Origin of the sequence: Salegentibacter salinarum (assembly GCF_900168115.1) — a bacterium.
Classification (GTDB): domain Bacteria; phylum Bacteroidota; class Bacteroidia; order Flavobacteriales; family Flavobacteriaceae; genus Salegentibacter; species Salegentibacter salinarum.
Genome location: NZ_FUZC01000006.1, coordinates 196,630 through 217,889 on the forward strand (window position 1 = coordinate 196,630; position 21,260 = coordinate 217,889).

Here is a 21,260-nt window from a genome sequence, read left to right on the forward strand (position 1 = left end):
TATAAAATTTATTAGCAAAGCCCAAAATTTAAAGATTTTGGGCTTTTCTTTTCTTAAAAGTTAATTTATCCTAAATTGCGGCCTCATTCATCAAAAACTCATCAATGAAAAGATTACTACTACTCAGCTTTTGCATTCTCTCATTTCTATCCATTAATGCACAAGATCAGGCTTCGGTTGAAGAAGGACTTTTATCAATAAACATATTAACTCCCGGCTTAGAATATGAATACGGACTTACAAATTCTACAACTCTTGATTTAAGGGCTGGAACAGGTTTCGCATATTGGGAAAACACCTATTTTGGAGAAGATTTTGGTATTTATCCCATATTTAATGTTCAATATCGTCATTATTATAATCTGGAGAAACGACTGGATAAAGAAAAAAATATAAGTAATAACAGTGCAAATTATATTGCTTTAAGCGCGGCTATCGAATCTGGAAAACCCATTATAGGAGGTTTAGAATATAGTGAAGCTTATTTTGGAACAATTGGTCCTGTTTGGGGTTTACAGCGTTATTACGGTAGTGGCTTTAAATTAGATCTAAACTTAGGAGCGGGTTATGGTTTTAATGAATCAGGAGAGTCTTATCTTTCTTTATTAATCGGGTTTAGACTTGGATGGCTTCTTTCAAATTAATCGCCTTCTGTTTTCTATTTCTTTTTGTTTCTAAATTGCAGGCGCAAAAGCACCCGGTGCTTTACGCCGGCTTTGAAGCTTATCGGCATACCGGTTTTGAAGATAATAGCTTTGGGAAGTTTTCAGTAGGATCTCAAATCTATCAAATTAAGTTTCTTGCTCCTGAAATTGGTTTCGATTATGGTGGAGGCACGCTCCCAGAAAGAACTGTTTTTGGTAAAAATTTTAATATTCAAGATCCAAGAAAAGGACTTTTGAGGCAGCGCTTTAAATTTTCAGTATTAATCCTAAATCCGAAACTGAAGTTTGGCGAAGAAGATGCCTATATTACTTTTTCTCCAAAATATCATATTGGTACATTAAGAGGAGAAGCTGCTTACCTCGAGTATAGTGACGATAATAGATATATAGGTTTAAAAGAAAGTGAGAATTCTAAGATAGATCTTTCCTTTTGGAGTTTTGCCATTGGTTTTGAAGGTTTGCAAATTACTTCAAAATACTGGTTTGCTCTTTCACTTCATTATACTTTAGTGAATGCCAATGATGTTTGGGATACCATGGGGTTTTCTGCAGAAGATGCCTTTATGCAATCGGCTTCAACGTCTACTATAGGTTTGGGTTTCCGGTTTTATTATAATCCCTTCGGTTCAGAGAACGATTAAACGGTAAAACTTTTTAATTAATTTCAGCACTTATGAATTTGCTAAATTTTAGAAATTCCATTCTGTTTCGATTTTCGGTAAATCGGTAAAAAATCTTACTATTTCCTGAGATTCTTTTAAACACTTTCTTTTAGAAAACCATTTCGTGTTTCCATAATGTTATAAATGCTTTAAAACTACCTGTTTCCCTCGATTTTTTAGGCTTCAATTTGTATCTTGCATTCAAATCAATTAACTAATTAAAAAAGATTATGAGTGTAATAATAAATATTCACGCCCGTCAGATTTTTGACTCAAGAGGAAATCCAACAGTAGAAGTAGATGTTTTAACTGAAAATGGAATTTTAGGAAGAGCAGCAGTGCCTTCAGGAGCTTCTACTGGTGAGCACGAAGCTGTAGAACTTCGTGATGGTGGCGATGATTATATGGGCAAGGGTGTGACCAAAGCCGTAGAAAATGTAAATGATATAATTGCTGAAGAATTATTGGGTTATTCTGTTTTTGAACAAAACCTGATTGATAAGGCTATGATTGAAATAGATGGTACGCCGAATAAGGCAAAACTGGGAGCAAACGCAATTTTAGGAGTTTCTCTTGCCGTAGCTAAAGCTGCAGCAAACGAACTTGGTTTGCCATTGTACCGTTACATAGGTGGCGTAAGCGCTAATACGCTTCCGGTACCAATGATGAATATTATTAACGGTGGTTCGCATAGTGATGCGCCTATCGCTTTTCAGGAATTTATGGTAATGCCGGTAAAAGCAGAAAGCTTTTCTCACGCATTAAAAATGGGAACTGAAATCTTCCATCATCTTAAGAAAGTATTGCACGACCGTGGTTTAAGTACGGCTGTTGGTGATGAAGGTGGTTTCGCTCCGAAGTTGGACGGAACAGAAGATGCTTTAGAAACAATTCTAAAAGCTATCAAGAATGCCGGTTATAAAGGTGGCGACGATGTAATGATCGCTTTGGATTGTGCTGCAGCTGAATTCTATGAAAACGGGAAATACGATTACAAGAAATTTGAAGGTGAAGGCGGAAAAATAAGATCTAGCGAAGAGCAGGCTGAATATCTTGCCGAACTTTCTGAGAAATATCCTATCATTTCAATCGAAGATGGAATGGATGAAAACGACTGGGATGGTTGGAAAGCCTTAACCGATAAGATCGGAGACAAAGTTCAGTTGGTTGGGGATGATCTTTTTGTAACTAACGTTGAAAGACTTTCCAGAGGAATTGAAGAAGGGATTGCAAACTCAATACTTATAAAAGTGAACCAGATTGGTACGCTTACTGAAACTATTGCAGCAGTAAATATGGCACACAACGCCGGCTTTACTTCAGTAATGTCTCACCGTTCTGGAGAGACCGAGGATAATACTATTGCCGATCTTGCTGTAGCTTTAAATACCGGCCAAATTAAAACCGGTTCAGCTTCAAGAAGTGACCGTATGGCAAAATACAACCAGTTAATTAGAATTGAAGAGGAACTTGGTGAAGTAGCCTATTTTCCAAAGCGTAAAGCTTTTAAAATCTAATTAGAGGATTCTAATAAAAATCAAATCCCTTTTGAAGAAATTTCAAAAGGGATTTTTTTTTGAGATAATTCAGCAAAAAACCTTTCAAAATCCCTTCTTTCAGTGAAAATCTTATCGCTGCTTAACGCAAAATTAACAGTAGATTTCTTAAATTAGCAACTCTCGAAAATAAGTTGAATCAAGTATATAAAATTTAGATATGTCAAAAGTTGCGACGATTGAAATAGATGGGAAGAAATACGAATTTCCTGTTGTAGAAGGAACTGAAAACGAACAGGGAATAGATATAAAGAAACTGCGAGCTGAAGCAGGCGTAATTACTCTGGATCGTGGTTATAAAAATACAGGTAGCTGTGAGAGTGCCATTACTTTTCTTAACGGGGAAGAAGGAATTTTAAGATACCGAGGCTACTCCATAGAGTCCCTGGCAGAAAAAGCCGATTTTCTTGAAGTCGCTTATCTCCTTATTTTTGGGGAATTACCTACTAAGACTCAGCTAGATAAATTCTATGCTGATATTAAGGAAGAGTCTGCAGTAGATGAAGAGATGAAGAAAATCCTTGACGGTTTTCCAAAATCGGCTCACCCAATGGGCGTTCTTTCTTCTTTAACCAGTGCACTTATTGCTTTTAATCCATCTTCAGTAAATGTAGATTCTGAAGAAGAAATGTATAAGGCTATAGTGAAAATTCTTGGTAAGTTCCCGGTTCTTGCGGCCTGGACACTTAGAAAGAAAAACAGCCTTCCCCTAAACTATGGTGACGATTCTCTTGGGTATGTAGAGAACCTTCATAAAATGATGTTCGAAAAACCAGGAAAGAGCTACAAAGTAGATAAAGAGGTTATTGATGCATTAGATAAATTATTAATTCTTCACGCAGATCACGAACAAAACTGTTCTACTTCTACGGTAAGAATGGTAGGTTCTTCTCACGCAGGGCTTTTTGCTTCAATTTCAGCAGGAATTTCCGCACTTTGGGGACCACTTCACGGTGGTGCTAACCAGGCAGTGATAGAAATGCTGGAAAGAATTAAAGAAGATGGTGGTGATACCAAGAAATTTATGGCAAAAGCTAAAGACAAGGAAGATCCTTTCCGTTTAATGGGCTTTGGCCACCGTGTTTATAAAAACTTTGATCCTCGAGCTAAGATCATCAAGAAATCTGCAGACGAAGTTCTTGGTCAACTTGGTGTAGACGATCCGGTATTGGACATTGCTAAAGGACTTGAGAAAGAAGCTTTAGAAGATCAATATTTTGTAGATAGAAAACTATATCCAAACGTAGATTTCTATTCAGGGATTATTTACCGTGCATTGGGTATTCCGGTAGAAATGTTTACCGTAATGTTCGCACTTGGTAGACTTCCGGGCTGGATTGCTCAATGGAGAGAAATGAGATTGATGAAAGAACCTATTGGTCGTCCACGTCAAATTTACACCGGTGCAAACCTCCGTGAATTTAAAGAAGTTGAGAAAAGATAAGAATATCTTCTACATATTAATAAATTCGGAAAAAGCTTCATCATCGTATGAAGCTTTTTCTATATTTGGTAAAAATTTTACTTGTGAATTTGAATATCAATAATGAGACTTCCCGTCTTAAAGCGGTGGTTTTAGGTACAGCAGAAAGTAACGGCCCCGTTCCATCTCTTGAAGAGGCATACGATCCCAAATCAGCCGAATTCATCAGGATGGGGTCTTATCCCAAAGAGGAGGATATGAGAGAGGAAATGGAAGCTGTTGCCGGAATACTGGAGAAATATAAAGTACAGGTTTTCAGGCCAAAAGTTATAAAAGATTACAACCAGATCTTTACCCGTGATATCGCTTTTGTAATAGAAGATAAATTCGTAAAATCTAATATTTTACCAGATAGAGAGCAGGAGATTGAGGCTATTAGTCATGTAATTGAACAGATAGATCCTTCAAAAATACTTCAGTTGCCCGAAGAAGCTCATATAGAAGGTGGCGATGTTATGCCTTTAGGTGATTACATTCTGGTTGGAACATATCGTGGTGAAGATTATAAAGATTATATCACGGCGCGAACCAACGTGCAGGCGGTAGAAGCTTTGCAGGAATTATTTCCGCATAAAAAAGTGGTTTCTTTCAATTTAAGGAAGTCAAATACTGAACCTCGTGATAATGCTTTACACTTAGATTGCTGTTTTCAGCCTGTAGGAAAGGGCAAGGCTATAATTCACAGGAATGGTTTTCTCGAGGAAGATGAATATAATTGGCTGGTAAATCTTTTTGGAAAGGAAAATGTTTTTGAAATTTCCCGCGATGAAATGTATTATATGAATTCCAACATTTTTTCTATTGATGAAGATGTGGTAATTTCAGAAAAGAATTTTACAAGATTAAACTCTTGGTTAAGGGAGCAGGGCATTACCGTAGAAGAAGTGCCTTATGCTGAAATCTCAAAGCAGGAAGGACTTTTGCGTTGTTCCACCTTACCGTTAATTAGAGAATAGATTATGAGACAGATTACAGATACAATTTTAATGGTTCGCCCGGTAGCGTTTAGGATGAACGAGCAAACCGCGGTAAATAATTATTTTCAAAAAGACCTTACTGCCGATAATGTAAATGAACGCGCCCAGGCAGAATTCGATGAGTTTGCTTCAAAACTTAAAAAAGTTGGAGTGAATGTAATTGTGGTAGACGATAAGCAGGAAGACGATACGCCAGATTCTATTTTCCCGAATAACTGGGTTTCTTTTCATGAAAACGGCCACATTGCTCTATATCCTATGTTTGCTGAAAACAGGAGAAAAGAGCGCCGAATGGAGTATTTTGCCAAATTGGAAGAGAACGGTTTTAAGATCACGCAAGTAGTGGATTATACTTCGGCTGAGGAACACGATCTATTTTTGGAAGGCACCGGAAGCCTATTGCTGGACAGGGAAAACCAAAAAGCTTATTGTGCTTTATCACCTCGTGCCGATGAAGACCTTTTGATAGAATTTTGCGAAGATTTTGAATTCACGCCGGTTATTTTTAATGCCAACCAAAGTGTAGACGGAAAAAGAAAAGCAATTTATCACACGAATGTGATGATGTGTTTAGCTGAAAATTTTGCAGTTATCTGTCTTGATACAATAGACGATAGCAAAGAGCGAAAAAATGTACTGAAACATTTAAAAGATGACGGTAAAGAAGTAATTGCAATTACTGAAGCGCAAATGCATGAATTTGCCGGGAATATGCTGCAGGTGCAGGGTGCATTTGATAAAAAATATCTTGTAATGAGCGTCAAAGCTCATACAAGTCTAAACCAGGATCAAATTAATAAAATTGAGAAACATTGCGAAATTTTAAGCAGTGACCTTGATGTGATTGAAACCTGTGGTGGAGGCAGCGCCCGTTGTATGATGGCCGAGGTTTTCTTGCCAAAAGCTTAGTTTTACATATTTTTCAGAAAAAATAATTAAAGATTTTCGTCAAGCTGAATTTATTTCAGCTTCTAACATGATGTAGAGTATAAACAACTTAGATCCTGAAACAAGTTCAGAATGACGATTTTGAAGTTCCTACCCTTTTTTTCAAGGGGAGGTGGCCACAGGCCGGAGGGGTTTAATATTTCTTATACAACTCCCTTAAAAACAAAACCATTATCCCTGCGGTAAAAAGTGCAAAGGGAAGCGAACTTATTATTAAAAACTTCTGCATTGCGGTGAGGACATCGCTTTCGGGTTTTATGTTTCCCAGCAGAATTATTGCTTCGGAAAATATTAGGATCAAAACCGCCCAGATCAACCGGAATTTTTTCCTTGGATGTTCCTTTCCTTTATCACTAAACATACTCAGTACATAAATGGCTGAATCTACTGAAGTGACGAGAAAACTAATCAGTAAAATTATCGTCACGATATTTGTGAAATTTGATAGCGGAAAAGCTTCGAAAAAACGAAATAAGGAAGTAAAGACATTCTCAAATTCGCCATTGTATGAGTTCATATTTTCAATTAAATCAAAAGAAGCAGAACCAAAAACACTGAACCAGAAGAAACTACCTAGCGATGGGATAAGCAAAACCCCCAGGATCATTTCCCTTATACTTCTACCTTTAGAAATTCTGGCGATAAAAATTCCGGTAAAAGGTGCCCACGCCAACCAGAATGCCCAGTAATAATACGTCCAGTCGGTTAAAAATTGCTTTCCAGGATTGTACTTTCCAAGCGCCAAACTCAGGGGAACAAAATCTATTATATAATTATAAAGCGATTCAAAAAACTGACTGAAAACATTAAATATATCTACCTGAAAAAATACAAAAAACATCAAGACGACGGTTAGGTAAATATTCCAGTTTGAAATTCGTTTTATACCTTTTTTTATTCCGGCGAATGCCGAAATAAAGGCTAACAGACAAACTATAAAAACCAGAAGAATTGTAATCCACAATGTACCCGCCGGTTTTGAAGTGAGATGGCTAATACCACCTTCAATTTGTGTAGTGCCTAAACCAATTGCGGCTACCAGTCCAAAAACCGTGGTAAGGATAGTGAGTAGGTTTACGCTTTGCGATAGGTATTTTATCTTTTTAAGTTGGGGTAAACTCGTACCTAAAAGAATATCAGATTTTCTTACAAAAAGAGCGTAGGCAATAAGCAAGGCAAAAATCCCGTAGAAGGCCCAGGCGGTAAAGCCCCATTGATAAAAAGTATATTCAAGGGCGATTACTTCGGGAGTAGAGCCCGTTTCAATTGGTGAATTCAAAAACATAAAAACCGGTTCCTGTACCGCTCTTAATAGAATCCCGGCACCCATTCCCGCGCTATATAACATTGCGATCCAGGATAGTCGGTCAAATTCCGGTGGAGAATTTCCCAGTTTTAGTTTTCCGAATCTTGAAAATGCGATAAATATGAGGAAGAAAACGCATAATATGCCCAGCCATAGATAGAAGCCGCCAAAATACTCTCGCACCCAAAGGGAGCCGATTTCAATTAATTCATAAAAAAGTTCAGTAAAGAAAAAGATAAAAAGCGCAAGAAAAAATAAAACTCCCGAAGCAAAATAAAGCAGGGGATTTCTTAGAAAAGCTCGAAAAAGTTGCTTCAAAATTTATTGCTTTTCAGGTTATAATTGATCTTCCGCAAGCAGTTTTTTCAAATTTAAACAATTCTGAAAGAATTAGGCTATTTGTTTTTTGGGTTCGCCTTTAGCAATTTTATTCAGCATTCCTTCAAAGATAAAGTAGTGAAAAGGATACATCGCATACCAGTAAAACCGGCCCCAAATTCCTTTAGGTCTAAATGTGGCAGTTTGATGTAATACATTTTCTTTATCTATGCAAAACTCTAACCAGGCCTCGCCTGGAACTTTCATTTCGGCAAATAGTAAAAGTCTTCTTTCCTCTTTATCGGCTAAAAGTACACGCCAGAAATCTAAGGAATCTCCGGACGCAATTTTATTGGGATGTGTTCTACCGCGGCGTAAACCAACTCCACCAAAAAGCTTGTCTATATAACCACGAAATTTCCATAACCAGTTTCCATAATACCAGCCGTTTAAGCCGCCAATAGCCCAAATGCGTTCCAGAACTTCATCGGGATTATCTACCTCGGCCGATTGTTTATCCAGGAGACAACCATATTTGGGCACCTGTATGTATTTGTTTAATTCCTTACGAAACCGACCGCTGCTTAAAGAGTCTTTCCAGCTGGAAATCACCTGGTTTTGTTCAATTTTATAAAACGCCAGTTCAATAGCTTCGGTATAAGAGATGGGGTCAATTTTGAGTATTTCCTGTAACCGGGTATCGTTGGTTATGACTTCAACCCGCATACTATCTACCAGGTTTTGCGCAAGTTTGTATGATGTTGAGGTCACAAAATATAGCCAGTATGAAGAAAGTTTTGGCGACATTACCGGGACGCTTAAAATCCATAATTTTAGTTTACGAACTTCGGCATATTTCAGCATCATTTCTTTATAAGTGAGTACATCTGGCCCGCCAACATCAAAAGATTCATTATAGCATTCTTCTTTTCCAATTACACCGGTTAGAAATTTAATAATATCACGAATAGAAATTGGCTGGCACTTGGTTTCTACCCAGCTGGGAGTGATCATTACCGGTAATTTTTCGCATAGGTCCCTAATAATTTCAAACGAAGAACTGCCCGAACCTACAATAATCGCCGCCCTTAAAACAGTAAGGTTAAAATCTCCTTTATAAAGGATTTCTTCAACTTTTTTTCTTGATTTTAAATGTTTAGAAAGTTCTTCTTCGTTGATAATTCCGCTTAAATAAATCACCTGTTTTACCGAGGTGCCGGCCATAATTTTATTAAAGTTCTCTGCGGCTTGTGATTCCTGGGTGTCAAAATTATCCGTGGAACCACTCATAGAATGAATAAGATAATAAGCTACATCTATATTCTTTATTATATCCGGTGCTTCTTCATCTTTTAAAAAATCGAGTTCTACGATTTCCACTTTTTCCAGTAATTCCTCGTTAGAGGTAAAACGGTTTTTATTTCTAACAGCGCAAATTACCTCATGCCCCTTTTGTAGAAGTTCGGGGAGCATACGCATCCCAATATAACCGTTAGCACCCGTTAAAAGAATTCTCATAGAAAGATTTTAAGCTTAAAGTACCAATTAAATTAGTACTTTTCATTTTGATTAGTAAAACTTTATAAAATGAATAACGTCCTGAAGATAGTGCTTTTAGTAATTGGAATTGGAATGATTGCTTACGGATTATACCGGTTAATTACACCTGAATTCGCTCTTGATGCCGGGCCTCTGCAAATTGAAGCTCACGGAGATAATACACAATCTTACGCAATGATAGGTTTTGGCGTTCTAGCCCTTATAGGCGGGCTCGCTTTTGGGAAAAGATAGTCTTAGTTTAAGGCTGAATTCAATACAGTTATTACAGAAGAGCTTATATACTCAATCCCAATAGCGATTACAATAAACCCAATAATTCGTGAAATAGCGTTAATTCCGGAAGCTCCCAACATTTTTACAATGTAATGTGAACTTTTTAAAACGAGAAAAGTTGCTAAACAAACGCCAAGAATGGCACAAATGGTAAGAATTTTTTCAGAAATTATCGTGTAATCCTCATACATTCCAATAAGTAGCGAAATGGAGCCGGGTCCGGCTAGCATTGGGATCGCTAAGGGAGTAAGAGAAACACTATCCCTTTGAAAAGCATCGTCTTTTACCCTTTCCTTTTCCATTCCTTTGTGTTTAGAGAATGAACCTGTAAGCAAAGCAAATCCTGAAGTTACGATTATAAGTCCGCCGGCAATTCTAAGCGACTCAATGCTAATTCCGAAGAAATGCAAAATAAATCTCCCGGTAAAAAACGAGATCGTCAGGATTACAAAAATATTAATAGCGGTAAGCAGGGAGGTTTTAGATCGTTCTGGTGCAGAGTATTCCTGAGTTAATCCTACAAAAATCGGCACTGTTCCAAGTGGATTTATAACCGAAAATAATGCCGCGAAAACATAGATAAATAGTTCCATTAATTTTTTCGGCAAAATTGCATCAGAAGTACCGATTAAAAATTAAGCCGGGATTAATCTTAGATTATCAAAATAGGTAAATAGAGAAGATCTTGTAAAGTTTAGGTTAAAGGTCTCCTACCTGCGTAAGTGCATTATCAGCTTTATAATCCAGGATTTTCTTAAAATACTTGTGTATTGCAGGCGTGTCGGCTTTTACCTTAATTTTAGAATGATCCCGGTAAATAGAATATTCTTCGGCTTTGCCTTTGTATAGATGAAGTTTATAGTAAGGAATAACCAGTGCATAAGTTTCCAGTAAAGAGCGAAACATAACGATAATTCCCTTAGGCCGCATTTCCACATTACAGGTGTTGGCATTGTTGTCTAAAACCAGGAGATTATGAATATCAATACTGGTATCGGTAATATGCAGTTTTGGCGAACCTGTGCCGTTTAATTTCATTCGAGCCAGCAGCGTAAATGGCTTGCCAACTTCCTTGTCTATTTTCTCTTTGGTTTTTGACCGGTTATAGGAGATATTTAATAACATAGCTTTTTGTTTAAAGATAGGTAATTTATAGGCAAAAGCCTATTTTCTGTTATCTTTGCAGGGCTTAAAACTATAAACAGAAGTAAGAAATGAACATCCAAAGTACCCTCGCTGCACACGTTAAAGATGCTGTCAAAAAAATCTATGATGTTGAAATTGAAAACCTTGAATTTCAGCCTACACGTAAGGATTTTGAAGGCGATATCACCTTGGTGACATTCCCAATGTTGAAAATCTTAAAAACCAATCCCGTAAAACTGGGTGAGGAAATTGGAAATTATTTAGCCGAAAATGTTACCGAGGTTTCCGGTTTTAATGTAGTTAAGGGCTTTCTAAACATTGTTTTAAGCGACGCCTATTTCCTTGATTTTTTCAATGAAATGAAAAACAGGGAAGATTTTGGTATACTACCCGCTGCTGAAGATGCACAGGGAATTATGGTTGAATATTCTTCGCCAAATACCAATAAACCGCTGCATTTAGGACATATTAGAAATATTCTTTTAGGTTTTTCTGTTGCTGAAATTTTAAGTGCTGCTGGTAATAAATCTTACAAAACACAGATCATAAACGATCGCGGAATTCATATTTGTAAATCTATGCTCGCCTGGGAACGTTTTGGCAATGGCGAAACTCCTGATTCTACAGGTTTAAAAGGTGATAAATTAGTCGGGAATTATTACGTAAAGTTTGACCAGGAATATAAAAAAGAGATTTCCGAATTAATGGAAACCAAAGGAATTTCTGAAGAAGCTGCTAAAGCTGAAGCCCCAATTTTCGTTGAAGCTAAACAAATGTTGCTAAAGTGGGAAGCCGGTGATCCTGAAGTGGTTGCCCTTTGGGAAAAAATGAACCAATGGGTTTATGATGGCTTTGAAAAAACCTACGATGCTTTAGGCGTAGATTTCGATAAAAATTATTACGAAAGCGATACTTACCTACTTGGGAAAGATGTCGTAAATCAGGGGCTTGAAAAAGGCGTTTTTTACAAAAAAGAAGACGGTAGTGTTTGGATAGATCTTACCGATGAAGGCCTTGACGAAAAGATCGTTTTAAGAAGCGATGGTACCGCGGTTTATATGACGCAGGATATTGGCACCGCCATTCAACGAGTGAAGGATTTCGATATTAATGGAATGGTTTACACCGTAGGTAATGAGCAGGATTACCACTTTAAAGTTTTGTTTTTGATCCTGAAGAAACTCGGATTTGACTGGGCAGATTACCTGTACCATTTAAGCTACGGAATGGTAGATCTACCTAGCGGAAAAATGAAAAGTCGGGAAGGCACCGTAGTTGATGCCGATGATCTTATTGCTGAAATGACCGAAACCGCCAGGAATATTTCTGAAGAATTAGGGAAATTAGATAGTTATAACGAAGCTGAAAAAGAGGAGCTCTACCGAATGATTGGTTTGGGTGCTTTGAAATATTACATTTTAAAAGTAGACCCCAAAAAACGGATTTTATTCAATCCTGAAGAATCTGTGGATTTTCAGGGAAATACCGGGCCGTTTATTCAATACACTTACGCCAGGATTCAGTCTATAATAAGAAAAGCCGATTTTGATTTTAAGAAGTCCATAGAAGATTATCAGTTCCACGAAAAAGAACGCTCGTTAATTAAACAGCTTCAGTTATATCCTGAAACGATTCAGTTAGCGGCAGAGAACCATAGTCCGGCTCTAATCGCAAATTACACGTACGAATTGGTAAAAGAATTCAATTCGTTTTATCAAAATGTAACGATTTTAGGAACAGAAGATCTTTCAGAAAAAACATTAAGAGTGCAGTTAGCAAATAGCGTGGGGAATGTTATAAAATCTTCCTTTGGCTTATTAGGAATTCAGGTTCCGGAAAGAATGTAGAATTAACCATTAAATAGTGAAATTGGAGTGAAATAAAAAGTTTTCACTTCAGGCTCAAATCATTAAATTTGCAATTCGTTGAAAATACAAATCCAAAACCCCGGAGTTATAACCGGAGGTTGAATTGAAAAAGTTTTAAAAATATCGGGGCTAGCCTCGGCAGAATTATACCCTTTTTGGGAAATTAAACCACAGGAAAATTATGTTTGATAGTTTAAGTGATAAGTTAGATAATGCCTTACACGTTTTAAAAGGGCACGGCCAGATTACCGAGGTAAACGTTGCCGAAACTTTAAAAGAAGTGAGACGTGCTTTGGTTGATGCCGATGTGAACTATAAAATTGCCAAAGATTTTACCAATACTGTAAAGGAAAAGGCGCTTGGCCAGGATGTTTTGACAGCATTGAAACCGGGCCAGATGATGGTTAAACTGGTGAAGGATGAACTTACCCAGTTAATGGGTGGGGAAGCTGAAGGTATTAATCTTTCTGGCGATCCTTCTATAATCCTAATGTCCGGATTGCAGGGTAGTGGTAAAACTACTTTTTCGGGAAAACTGGCGAATTATCTTAAGACAAAAAAGACCAAAAAACCACTTTTGGTGGCCTGTGATGTTTATCGTCCCGCTGCGATAAATCAGTTGCACGTGGTTGGTGACCAGGTTGGTGTTGAGGTTTTTTCAGATGAAGGAAACCAGGACCCTGTTGCTATTTCTAAAGCTGCAATTGCGCACGCCAAGCAAAATGGCCATAATGTAGTGATTATTGATACCGCCGGTCGATTAGCCGTTGATGAAGCGATGATGACCGAAATATCAAATATTCACGAAGCTATCCAACCCCACGAAACTTTATTCGTGGTTGATTCTATGACGGGTCAGGATGCGGTGAATACTGCAAAGACTTTTAATGAAAGATTGAATTTTGATGGGGTTATCCTTACAAAATTAGATGGTGATACCCGTGGTGGTGCGGCAATTTCCATTAAATCTGTAGTAAATAAACCTATTAAATTTATTGGTACTGGGGAGAAGATGGATGCACTGGATGTGTTCTATCCAGACCGTATGGCCGATAGGATTCTTGGAATGGGAGATGTTGTTTCTCTTGTGGAACGTGCGCAGGAACAATATGACGAAGAGGAAGCGAGAAAACTTCAGAAGAAAATTGCCAAAAACCAGTTTGGTTTTGATGATTTCCTGAAGCAACTACAGCAAATAAAGAAGATGGGGTCTATGAAGGACCTTATGGGAATGATTCCGGGAGCAGGAAAAATGCTAAAGGATGTAGATATTGATGATGATGCCTTTAAAGGAATTGAAGCAATAATTCATTCAATGACTCCGGATGAAAGAAGCAATCCTAAAATTATAAATTCCAGCCGAAAGAAACGAATCAGTAAAGGTTCGGGAACTACGGTACAGGAAGTGAACCAGTTGTTGAAGCAGTTCAACCAAATGGGTAAAATGATGAAAATGATGCAAGGTGGCGGTGGTCAGAAAATGATGCAAATGATGAAGGGAATGAAGTAGATTCCTGGGGGCAGTTGTTGCAGTCTCAGTAGGCAGTTTAATTGTACTTTTAAATATGGATTTTAAGTCGCTACGTGTTTATGAGATTGAATTTGAACTTGCTATGGAGATATTTGAATTTCCGGGAAATTTCCTAAAGAGGAAACTTTTCACTTACTGATCAAATAAGAAGAAGCTCATGCTCTGTTTGTGTAAATATTGCTGAAGCTTATAGGAAAAGAAGGTACGAGAAACATTTATAAGCAAAGTAACTGATAGTGATGCTGAAAATGCCGAGACTCAAGGCTGGTTAGAGTTTGCTTATGCTTGTAAGTACATAGATTTAGATACAAAAGATAAATTGATTAAGAAGAGCCAGGAAGTTGGAAAACTTTTAAACTTTATGATTAATAATCCCGGGAGATTTGGAGCTGGCACTGAGTGAAAAACTGCCAACTGCTACTGCCAACTGAAAACTGAACATGACTATATTAGACGGAAAAAAAACCAGCAACGATATTAAGGATGAAATTGCTGCTGAGGTTGAAAAGATTAAGAAAAGAGGTGAAAAAATCCCTCATTTAGCTGCGATAATTGTCGGGAACGACGGTGCCAGCTTAACTTATGTAAACGCCAAAGTAAAGTCCTGCAAGCGCGTAGGATTTGAATCTTCTTTATACAGGTTGCCAAATACGGTAAGCGAACTGGAATTACTGGATAAAATTGAAGAATTAAACCAGAATGACGATATAGATGGTTTTATTGTTCAGCTTCCTTTGCCTCCGCAAATAGACACTCAAAAAGTATTAAACGCCGTTGACCCCGATAAAGATGTAGATGGTTTTCACCCGACCAACTTCGGAAAAATGGCTCTGGATATGACCTCTTTTATTCCTGCAACACCGTTTGGAATTTTAGAATTATTAGAACGCTACGATATTCCTACCAAAGGAAAACATACCGTGGTTATTGGTAGAAGTTATATAGTGGGAAGACCTATGAGTATTTTAATGGGAAGAAGTGGTTTCCCGGGAAACTCAACGGTTACTCTAACTCATGAATTCACTAAAAACATTACCCAGATTACTTCTCAGGCAGATATTATTATAATTGCCGTTGGAATTCCTGATTTCCTTAAAGCCGAAATGATAAAAGATGATGCCGTTATCATTGATGTCGGAATTACCAGAGTGCCTAATGATGAAGTCGAAAAAGGCTATGTGATTAAAGGAGATGTAGATTTTGAGAATGTAAGCAAACGAGCTTCCTATATTACGCCGGTGCCCGGTGGAGTAGGCCCAATGACGGTTTCTATGCTACTTAAGAACACCTTACTTGCTACAGAACGTCATAAGAAAAGAGCAAAAGAGAACAGTAAAGCCAGAACGGTTTAATTTAGTTTTCAGTAATAATAAAAGTCCTGTCAAATTCTTCAGAATTTAAGATTTGACAGGACTTTTTTATTTTTCTTAATTCAAAAATTTAAGGAACTTATTCTTCTTCGAGTTTCCAATCCAAATATTTATGAAGGTCGGTTTCAATAAACCTTATGGTTATTGTTAATAGTGCGAAATCATCTATATAACCAATTCCGGGTAGAAAATCGGGGACAATATCTAGTGGATTTAATACGTACAATAATGCAAAGGCAATTGCCGCTATAGAAAACCAGGGGACATGGTTATAAACCCCTTTGCGGTAGTCTGTAAGCATCCCAAACATCACTTTTCCCAGTTCGGTATATTTTCTTAAGGCACCTGAATTGTTAATTTTATCATCGATTTCTTTTTGGTTATCTACGGCAATATCAATATCACCATCTTTAATCTGTGTAGCTCCTTTTTTAAGGTACTTCTCATCAATTTCTTCTTTCTTTTTACTAAACATATTCATAATTCTTCATTTTTGCGATTAGTAGTTATTTTTTAAAGTCGATCGTGGGCATTTCCGTATTCCTTCTTATAAATTTTCAGTATTAATAAAAACAGCGAAATAAGTAAAGGCCCAAAAATTAATCCTATAAAACCAAATAGCTGAACCCCAACAATTACCCCAAAGAGGGTGATAAGTGGGTGTACGGCTGCAAGTCTATCTAGGATATAAAGTCTAATAATATTATCTGTAGAGCCAACAACAACAAACCCGTAGATTAACATTGCAATGGCCTGCCAGTTATCTCCCTGGGCTATTAAAAGTATTACAACCGGGAGAATACCTATAGCGGTCCCTATAAATGGAATCATAGATCCTATGGCAGTTATAACAAACCAAAAGAAAGGATCTGGCACGCCAAAAATCAAGTATCCAATAAGTGCAATAATTCCCTGGAATATAGCCACCAGCGGAATACCCAATGCGTTAGATTTTACCAGTTGGTCACTCTCTTTTGCTATTATCTCCAAATTATCATTCCCCAGTGGGATATACGAAATAAGCGAAGATTTCATAGAATCCCTTTTAACCAGCATATAGTAAAGCATAAAATACATTATACCAATAGCAATAAAGGCATTAAATGTACCGCCTGCCAGGCTTTGCAGGTTTCCAGACATCCAGTTTGTAACCGATGAGGTATCTATAGATTCACTCAAACTATAGCCTACATAAGTTTCAGCTTCAGTAAGTTGTTCTTTTACGGCCCTAATTACACGTTCAGAATTTGCAACAGCTTTACTAATTTTTGAAGTAAGCATAATTACAATTAATATAATAGGCACAAGGATTCCTACAAAAGATCCTGCCATTAAAAGCGCTGCTGCTACCGGAGGTTTCCATCCCCTGGCCAGTAATTTCTTCATCCAGTTGCGCAAAAGAACATATAAAGTAATCGCCCCTAAAACCCCGGAGAGGTATGGGATAATTTCTTTAAAAATTAAAACCGTTAAAAAGAGAATGAGCATTAGTACGAAAATCTGCCGTACCAGTGCCGGTTTTAATCTATCCATATTTTTGTACTTGGTTGGTTATTTTGCAAATAGTTGGTCTTTATTTTTAAACGCTTTGAATTCCAGTGCATTTCCGCTGGGGTCTTTAAAAAACATAGTAGCTTGTTCGCCAACCTGCCCCTCAAAACGAATGTACGGTTCTATCTCAAATTCTATGTTTTTTGAACGTAGTAAATTAGCAAATTCCTGAAATACGTCCCATTCCAGGACCACCCCAAAATGCGGTACAGGCACATCTTTCCCATCTACCGGGTTGCTGTGTGCTTTTTCGGTCTCTTCTGCTGGTTTGTAATGAATTACTAATTGATGTCCGAAAAAATTAAAATCAACCCAATGATCACTGCTGCGGCCTTCGCCACAACCCAGGGTTTCTTTATAAAATTTTCTGGATTTTTCTAAATCTGATACCGGGATAGCTAAATGAAACGGTTGTACCTTCATAAAACTTAAAAGAATTACATTATTATACGCTATTAAAATTAACATGTAATCTTAACATGCGGGCAAGCCACAGCGCTAATAATGTGTTAAGATTTAATCTTTACGAGGTCTTTTACCAGATCGGGGTTTTGCATTGGATATTAGAGATGAAGCTTTAAGCCGGGATGCTTCTTCAGTCTTGCTGGATTCGTCTACCATTTTGTTGATGGTGTCAAGTTCCTCCTGTGTAAGATCACGCCATTTTCCCACCGGAACGTCCAGGCTAACATTCATAATTCTAATGCGTTTAAGCGCAGTAACTTCATAGCCTAAAAATTCACACATTCTACGAATTTGTCGGTTTAGGCCTTGTGTAAGTATAATTCTGAAGTCATTTTTTCCTAATTTCTCTACTTCGCATTTCTTGGTGGTAGTTCCCAGGATAGGCACTCCATTGCCCATTCTTCGAATAAAATCTGAAGTAATGGGTTTGTTGACTGAAACTATATATTCTTTCTCGTGGTTGTTCCTGGCGCGTAAAATCTTATTTACAATATCGCCATCGTTGGTAAGAAAAATAAGTCCTTCGCTGGGTTTATCCAATCGGCCAATTGGGAAAATTCGTTTTGGATAATTTATATAATCAATAATATTATCTTTTTCCACACGGGTATCGGTAGTACAAACAATGCCTACCGGTTTATTGAACGCGATATAAACATTAGGTTCTTTTTTTTCTGCTTCAGAAACTGCTTTTCCGTCTACTTTTACCACATCATCGTGGCCAATTTTAGTTCCCATTTCAGGAACAGCTCCGTTGATGGTCACCCGGCCCTGATCTATGAGTTTATCGGCGGCACGGCGTGAACAATAACCAATTTCACTTAGGTATTTATTTATTCGGGTAAGCTTCGGTTCAGACATAAAAAAGATTGTGTTGCAAAGATACAAGAATTCGCCGCGAAACTAATTTTTTAAAAAATAATCAAGGTGCAGGCAACCTTTTGTAACTTTCCTGCGTCTATGTAAATAGAAGGCCTTTTAATTAGAAAATCGGGTGAAAGTAATTCAACTCTTTAAAAACGAAACTCAATTAATAAAGCGTGCGGCTAAAAAAGACCGTAAGGCGCAGCGCGAATTATATGAGTTGCATTCGGGAAAAATGCTTAGTGTTTGCCGGCAGTATATAAAAGATATACATCACGCCGAAGAAGTTATGCTAAACGGATTTCTAAAAGTTTTCACTCACCTTAACGATTTTGAATCTAAAGGAAGTTTTGAAGGTTGGATAAGAAAAATTATGGTGCGGGAATCAATTTCTTTTTTGAGATCACGAAAGAAAATTGTTTTTAGTGACGAAGAAATTACTGATCCTGGTTTTTCTGCCGAAATGGATACAGCGCTAAACGTGGCTCATATTCAAAACATCATAGACAATTTGCCGGAAGGCTACAGGATGGTTTTTGTTATGTATGCGGTAGAAGGATATAAGCACGCCGAGATTGCGAAAATGCTGAAGATAACCGAAGGGACTTCAAAATCGCAGTTGTCTAAAGCGAGAAAAATGTTGCAGGAGCAGTTAAAAACACAAAATACATCGGATTATGGAATTAAATAAATTCGAAGAAAACGCAAGGGAAAAAATGGGAAAAAGGCAAATTCAGCCTTCTGTCCAGAGCTGGGAAAAGTTAGAAGCTAAGTTAAATGCCGAAGAAAACATCACTTCTCAAACCCCCTGGAAATATATCGCGGCAGCGGTCGCAGTTTTACTAATTGCAGGAACATTTATGAGGAATAATAATTTCTCAGAAAGTCCGCAGGTTGTTGAAGAACCGGTAAACGAGATTATAGAAAAGCCGGAAGTAAAACAAGAATTCACACAGGAAAATAATACGCAAATAGCTTCGGAAGAAAGTAAAGAAGGGGAGGAAGTTTCAGTTGAAAAGAATGGGAAAAATGAAATTGCAGCAAAGGCTGAAACGTTTGTAAAAGAAGAAATTGCTAAAACACCAATTTCCGAAGAAAATAAGTATGAAGAAGCCATTGCTTTAGAAACAATAAGCCTGGAACCACCAATTTCAGAAGAAAAATTAATACAATCTAAACTTGAAGAAGTAATTGCTGCAACTGCCAAAAACGAGGAAATTTCTGAAGATGAAATAGACGGCTTGTTAGCTCAAGCGGCTTCAGAAATAAGCAGGGAACGAAACAACTCACAATTTTATAATTCGAATACTGAAATAAATGCAAATGCGCTTTTAGCTGAAGTAGAAGACGAAATTTACCAGTCTTTTAAAGCAAAAGTTTTTGAAGTTTTAAAGGAAGGTTATTTAAAAGCAAAAACTGCGGTTGCCAATAGAAACTATTAATCATTTAAAATCCCACAAACGGGTCATTCATCAAACATCAAAAACAATTATTATGAAAACACTTACTTTTTACGTCACACTTTTAGTATTCAGTTTTGCGCATCAGCAGGTTGCGGCGCAGGAAGTTGCTTCTGCAGAAACAGAAATATCTTCAGAAGAAAAAGCCAGGGAATTTTTTGAAAAGCAAAAGGCTGAAATTATTGAAAAGGAGAAAACAAAACTAAAATACCAGATTGAGCGTATAAACGGGGAGCTGGAAAGAGGTGAGCTCACCAAAGAAGAAGCCGAAAAACAGAAGAAGGAATACGCTGAAAAGCACGCTAAAAATATTGAAAATAAAATAGCGATCCTGGAAAATGAAATGGAACTCAGGGACAGAAATGATGATACTTCAGAGAATTATATAGCTATTGGCGGTAAGGGAAAAGCCTTGGATATCAATATTAATAAGAAAAATAAGTACGATAACCGCACCACGAGCGATTTAGTTGTTGCCGTTGGTTTTAATAACGCCCTGGAAGAAGGTCAGTCTCTAAACGATTCAGATTTTAAATTGGGCGGCAGCCGGTTTTTTGAACTTGGCTGGGCGTGGAAAACACGCGTTTTTAAAGAAACAAACTGGTTACGTTTGCGCTATGGGGTTTCATTTCAGTTCAATGGGCTAAAGCCTACTGAGAACCGAATATTTGTTGAAGATGGAGACGAAACCTACCTGCAGGAATTCGCATTAGATCTTGATAAATCTAAATTTAGAATGGATAACCTGGTAGTTCCGGTTCATTTTGAAATTGGTCCTTCTACAAAAACCGAAACCGAAGATCGTTTGCATTTTTCTACCTATAAAATGCTGAAAATTGGCTTTGGAGGTTATGCCGGTTTCAATATTGGAGAACGTCAAAAACTCAAGTATAAAGAGGATGGCGATAAGGTAAAAGAGAAATTAAAAAATAATTATAATACCAACGATTTGGTTTACGGGGTGAGTGCCTACCTGGGTTGGGGTGGTGCTACACTTTATGGGAAATACGATCTAAATCCAATTTTTCAAGACCCAAATAAGGAATTACATAACTTTTCTCTAGGACTTCGGTTTGATGTGGATTAATGAAGCCGCATATTTTAAAGCCATGGGCGCATATAATGTGCCTGGTTAGATTATCTCGCTGAAGATCGGGATCAAATCTTAGTTACTAAAATATTTGAATTAGCCGCTTTTTATTTAGTAATTTTGCTCTCCGTTAATAAACCTCATAGATTACCAAACCTATGAGGTTT

Annotated in this window: 23 protein-coding genes; 15 read left to right on the top strand and 8 right to left on the bottom strand. The window is 37.4% G+C overall.

The window, feature by feature from the left end; all coding sequences use genetic code 11:
- The first annotated feature begins 104 nt into the window (after positions 1–104).
- The 6 genes from B5X53_RS09380 to ctlX all read left to right on the top strand — a co-directional run bounded on the left by B5X53_RS09380 (position 105) and on the right by ctlX (position 6,252).
- Positions 105–644, top strand: a complete 540-nt coding sequence (locus B5X53_RS09380; protein ID WP_079712968.1) for a hypothetical protein — start codon at positions 105–107, stop codon at positions 642–644.
- Positions 626–1,306, top strand: a complete 681-nt coding sequence (locus tag B5X53_RS09385) for a hypothetical protein (protein ID WP_079712969.1) — start codon at positions 626–628, stop codon at positions 1,304–1,306. The genes B5X53_RS09380 and B5X53_RS09385 overlap by 19 nt, the downstream gene beginning before the upstream one ends.
- A gap of 251 nt (positions 1,307–1,557) precedes the next feature.
- Complete coding sequence (eno, locus tag B5X53_RS09390; protein WP_079712970.1) at positions 1,558–2,844, top strand: phosphopyruvate hydratase; 1,287 nt, start codon at positions 1,558–1,560, stop codon at positions 2,842–2,844.
- Between the two features lie 199 nt (positions 2,845–3,043).
- The gene (locus B5X53_RS09395; RefSeq protein ID WP_079712971.1) at positions 3,044–4,327 is read left to right on the top strand and encodes a citrate synthase; all 1,284 of its coding nucleotides are present in this window, start codon (positions 3,044–3,046) and stop codon (positions 4,325–4,327) included.
- A gap of 47 nt (positions 4,328–4,374) precedes the next feature.
- Entirely contained in the window at positions 4,375–5,322 is a 948-nt protein-coding gene (locus B5X53_RS09400) for a dimethylarginine dimethylaminohydrolase family protein (protein ID WP_079712972.1), read from the top strand.
- Between the two features lie 3 nt (positions 5,323–5,325).
- Positions 5,326–6,252 carry a citrulline utilization hydrolase CtlX gene (ctlX, locus tag B5X53_RS09405; RefSeq protein ID WP_079712973.1) on the top strand — a complete coding sequence of 309 codons (927 nt, stop codon included), beginning with the start codon at positions 5,326–5,328 and terminating at the stop codon, positions 6,250–6,252.
- 172 nt (positions 6,253–6,424) lie between these two features.
- Here the strand turns inward: ctlX and B5X53_RS09410 are convergent, their stop codons facing one another.
- Entirely contained in the window at positions 6,425–7,915 is a 1,491-nt protein-coding gene (locus B5X53_RS09410; protein ID WP_079712974.1) for a BCCT family transporter, read from the bottom strand.
- A 72-nt stretch (positions 7,916–7,987) separates the two neighbouring features.
- Positions 7,988–9,433 carry an SDR family oxidoreductase gene (locus B5X53_RS09415; RefSeq protein ID WP_079712975.1) on the bottom strand — a complete coding sequence of 482 codons (1,446 nt, stop codon included), beginning with the start codon at positions 9,431–9,433 and terminating at the stop codon, positions 7,988–7,990.
- A 69-nt stretch (positions 9,434–9,502) separates the two neighbouring features.
- Here B5X53_RS09415 and B5X53_RS09420 point away from each other — a divergent pair, with 69 nt between their 5' ends.
- Positions 9,503–9,706: a hypothetical protein gene (locus B5X53_RS09420; protein WP_079712976.1), complete on the top strand. Its 204-nt coding sequence runs from the start codon at positions 9,503–9,505 to the stop codon at positions 9,704–9,706.
- Between the two features lie 2 nt (positions 9,707–9,708).
- Here the strand turns inward: B5X53_RS09420 and B5X53_RS09425 are convergent, their stop codons facing one another.
- Entirely contained in the window at positions 9,709–10,341 is a 633-nt protein-coding gene (locus B5X53_RS09425; RefSeq protein WP_079712977.1) for a MarC family NAAT transporter, read from the bottom strand.
- A gap of 106 nt (positions 10,342–10,447) precedes the next feature.
- On the bottom strand, positions 10,448–10,873 hold the full coding sequence (locus tag B5X53_RS09430; protein ID WP_079712978.1) for a hypothetical protein: 426 nt from the start codon (positions 10,871–10,873) through the stop codon (positions 10,448–10,450).
- A gap of 89 nt (positions 10,874–10,962) precedes the next feature.
- Here B5X53_RS09430 and argS point away from each other — a divergent pair, with 89 nt between their 5' ends.
- From argS to B5X53_RS09450, 5 genes are all read left to right on the top strand, one after another.
- On the top strand, positions 10,963–12,741 hold the full coding sequence (gene argS, locus B5X53_RS09435) for an arginine--tRNA ligase (RefSeq protein WP_079712979.1): 1,779 nt from the start codon (positions 10,963–10,965) through the stop codon (positions 12,739–12,741).
- Positions 12,742–12,943: 202 nt separating this feature from the next.
- On the top strand, positions 12,944–14,272 hold the full coding sequence (gene ffh / locus B5X53_RS09440) for a signal recognition particle protein (protein ID WP_079712980.1): 1,329 nt from the start codon (positions 12,944–12,946) through the stop codon (positions 14,270–14,272).
- 164 nt (positions 14,273–14,436) lie between these two features.
- A complete protein-coding gene (locus tag B5X53_RS19515) occupies positions 14,437–14,514 on the top strand; it encodes a hypothetical protein (RefSeq protein WP_317042318.1) in 78 nt (25 codons plus the stop codon).
- Positions 14,511–14,696, top strand: a complete 186-nt coding sequence (locus B5X53_RS19520) for a four helix bundle protein (protein WP_394341620.1) — start codon at positions 14,511–14,513, stop codon at positions 14,694–14,696. The genes B5X53_RS19515 and B5X53_RS19520 overlap by 4 nt, the downstream gene beginning before the upstream one ends.
- Before the next feature lie 37 nt (positions 14,697–14,733).
- Entirely contained in the window at positions 14,734–15,645 is a 912-nt protein-coding gene (locus B5X53_RS09450) for a bifunctional 5,10-methylenetetrahydrofolate dehydrogenase/5,10-methenyltetrahydrofolate cyclohydrolase (protein ID WP_079712981.1), read from the top strand.
- Between the two features lie 97 nt (positions 15,646–15,742).
- On the opposite strand, the gene B5X53_RS09455 is transcribed toward B5X53_RS09450, so the two are convergent.
- From B5X53_RS09455 to rluF, 4 genes are all read right to left on the bottom strand, one after another.
- A complete protein-coding gene (locus B5X53_RS09455) occupies positions 15,743–16,144 on the bottom strand; it encodes a YkvA family protein (protein ID WP_232764159.1) in 402 nt (133 codons plus the stop codon).
- Between the two features lie 32 nt (positions 16,145–16,176).
- Positions 16,177–17,196: an AI-2E family transporter gene (locus B5X53_RS09460; RefSeq protein ID WP_079712982.1), complete on the bottom strand. Its 1,020-nt coding sequence runs from the start codon at positions 17,194–17,196 to the stop codon at positions 16,177–16,179.
- An 18-nt stretch (positions 17,197–17,214) separates the two neighbouring features.
- Complete coding sequence (locus B5X53_RS09465; RefSeq protein WP_079713021.1) at positions 17,215–17,637, bottom strand: VOC family protein; 423 nt, start codon at positions 17,635–17,637, stop codon at positions 17,215–17,217.
- Between the two features lie 93 nt (positions 17,638–17,730).
- Positions 17,731–18,540, bottom strand: a complete 810-nt coding sequence (gene rluF / locus B5X53_RS09470) for a 23S rRNA pseudouridine(2604) synthase RluF (protein ID WP_079712983.1) — start codon at positions 18,538–18,540, stop codon at positions 17,731–17,733.
- 133 nt (positions 18,541–18,673) lie between these two features.
- Between rluF and B5X53_RS09475 the strand changes: the two genes are divergently transcribed.
- The 3 genes from B5X53_RS09475 to B5X53_RS09485 are packed head-to-tail and all read left to right on the top strand — an operon-like array spanning position 18,674 to position 21,090.
- On the top strand, positions 18,674–19,234 hold the full coding sequence (locus tag B5X53_RS09475; RefSeq protein WP_079712984.1) for an RNA polymerase sigma factor: 561 nt from the start codon (positions 18,674–18,676) through the stop codon (positions 19,232–19,234).
- On the top strand, positions 19,221–19,985 hold the full coding sequence (locus B5X53_RS09480) for a hypothetical protein (protein ID WP_079712985.1): 765 nt from the start codon (positions 19,221–19,223) through the stop codon (positions 19,983–19,985). Before B5X53_RS09475 ends, B5X53_RS09480 begins: the two co-directional genes overlap by 14 nt.
- 52 nt (positions 19,986–20,037) lie before the next feature.
- Complete coding sequence (locus tag B5X53_RS09485; RefSeq protein ID WP_079713022.1) at positions 20,038–21,090, top strand: hypothetical protein; 1,053 nt, start codon at positions 20,038–20,040, stop codon at positions 21,088–21,090.
- Positions 21,091–21,260 lie beyond the last annotated feature (170 nt).

Excerpts from the sequence above, each read along its gene's own strand:
- B5X53_RS09425 (WP_079712977.1), bottom strand. The coding sequence starts at position 10,341 with ATGGAACTATTTATCTATGTTTTCGCGGCATTATTTTCGGTTATAAAT.
- B5X53_RS09465 (WP_079713021.1), bottom strand. The coding sequence starts at position 17,637 with ATGAAGGTACAACCGTTTCATTTAGCTATCCCGGTATCAGATTTAGAA.
- B5X53_RS09430 (WP_079712978.1), bottom strand. The coding sequence starts at position 10,873 with ATGTTATTAAATATCTCCTATAACCGGTCAAAAACCAAAGAGAAAATA.
- B5X53_RS09460 (WP_079712982.1), bottom strand. The coding sequence starts at position 17,196 with ATGGATAGATTAAAACCGGCACTGGTACGGCAGATTTTCGTACTAATG.
- B5X53_RS09455 (WP_232764159.1), bottom strand. The coding sequence starts at position 16,144 with ATGAATATGTTTAGTAAAAAGAAAGAAGAAATTGATGAGAAGTACCTT.
- ffh (WP_079712980.1), top strand. The coding sequence starts at position 12,944 with ATGTTTGATAGTTTAAGTGATAAGTTAGATAATGCCTTACACGTTTTA.
- B5X53_RS09420 (WP_079712976.1), top strand. The coding sequence starts at position 9,503 with ATGAATAACGTCCTGAAGATAGTGCTTTTAGTAATTGGAATTGGAATG.
- ctlX (WP_079712973.1), top strand. The coding sequence starts at position 5,326 with ATGAGACAGATTACAGATACAATTTTAATGGTTCGCCCGGTAGCGTTT.
- B5X53_RS09385 (WP_079712969.1), top strand. The coding sequence starts at position 626 with ATGGCTTCTTTCAAATTAATCGCCTTCTGTTTTCTATTTCTTTTTGTT.
- rluF (WP_079712983.1), bottom strand. The coding sequence starts at position 18,540 with ATGTCTGAACCGAAGCTTACCCGAATAAATAAATACCTAAGTGAAATT.
- argS (WP_079712979.1), top strand. The coding sequence starts at position 10,963 with ATGAACATCCAAAGTACCCTCGCTGCACACGTTAAAGATGCTGTCAAA.
- B5X53_RS09400 (WP_079712972.1), top strand. The coding sequence starts at position 4,375 with ATGAAGCTTTTTCTATATTTGGTAAAAATTTTACTTGTGAATTTGAAT.
- B5X53_RS09480 (WP_079712985.1), top strand. The coding sequence starts at position 19,221 with ATGGAATTAAATAAATTCGAAGAAAACGCAAGGGAAAAAATGGGAAAA.
- eno (WP_079712970.1), top strand. The coding sequence starts at position 1,558 with ATGAGTGTAATAATAAATATTCACGCCCGTCAGATTTTTGACTCAAGA.
- B5X53_RS09415 (WP_079712975.1), bottom strand. The coding sequence starts at position 9,433 with ATGAGAATTCTTTTAACGGGTGCTAACGGTTATATTGGGATGCGTATG.
- B5X53_RS09395 (WP_079712971.1), top strand. The coding sequence starts at position 3,044 with ATGTCAAAAGTTGCGACGATTGAAATAGATGGGAAGAAATACGAATTT.
- B5X53_RS09450 (WP_079712981.1), top strand. The coding sequence starts at position 14,734 with ATGACTATATTAGACGGAAAAAAAACCAGCAACGATATTAAGGATGAA.
- B5X53_RS09485 (WP_079713022.1), top strand. The coding sequence starts at position 20,038 with ATGAAAACACTTACTTTTTACGTCACACTTTTAGTATTCAGTTTTGCG.
- B5X53_RS09380 (WP_079712968.1), top strand. The coding sequence starts at position 105 with ATGAAAAGATTACTACTACTCAGCTTTTGCATTCTCTCATTTCTATCC.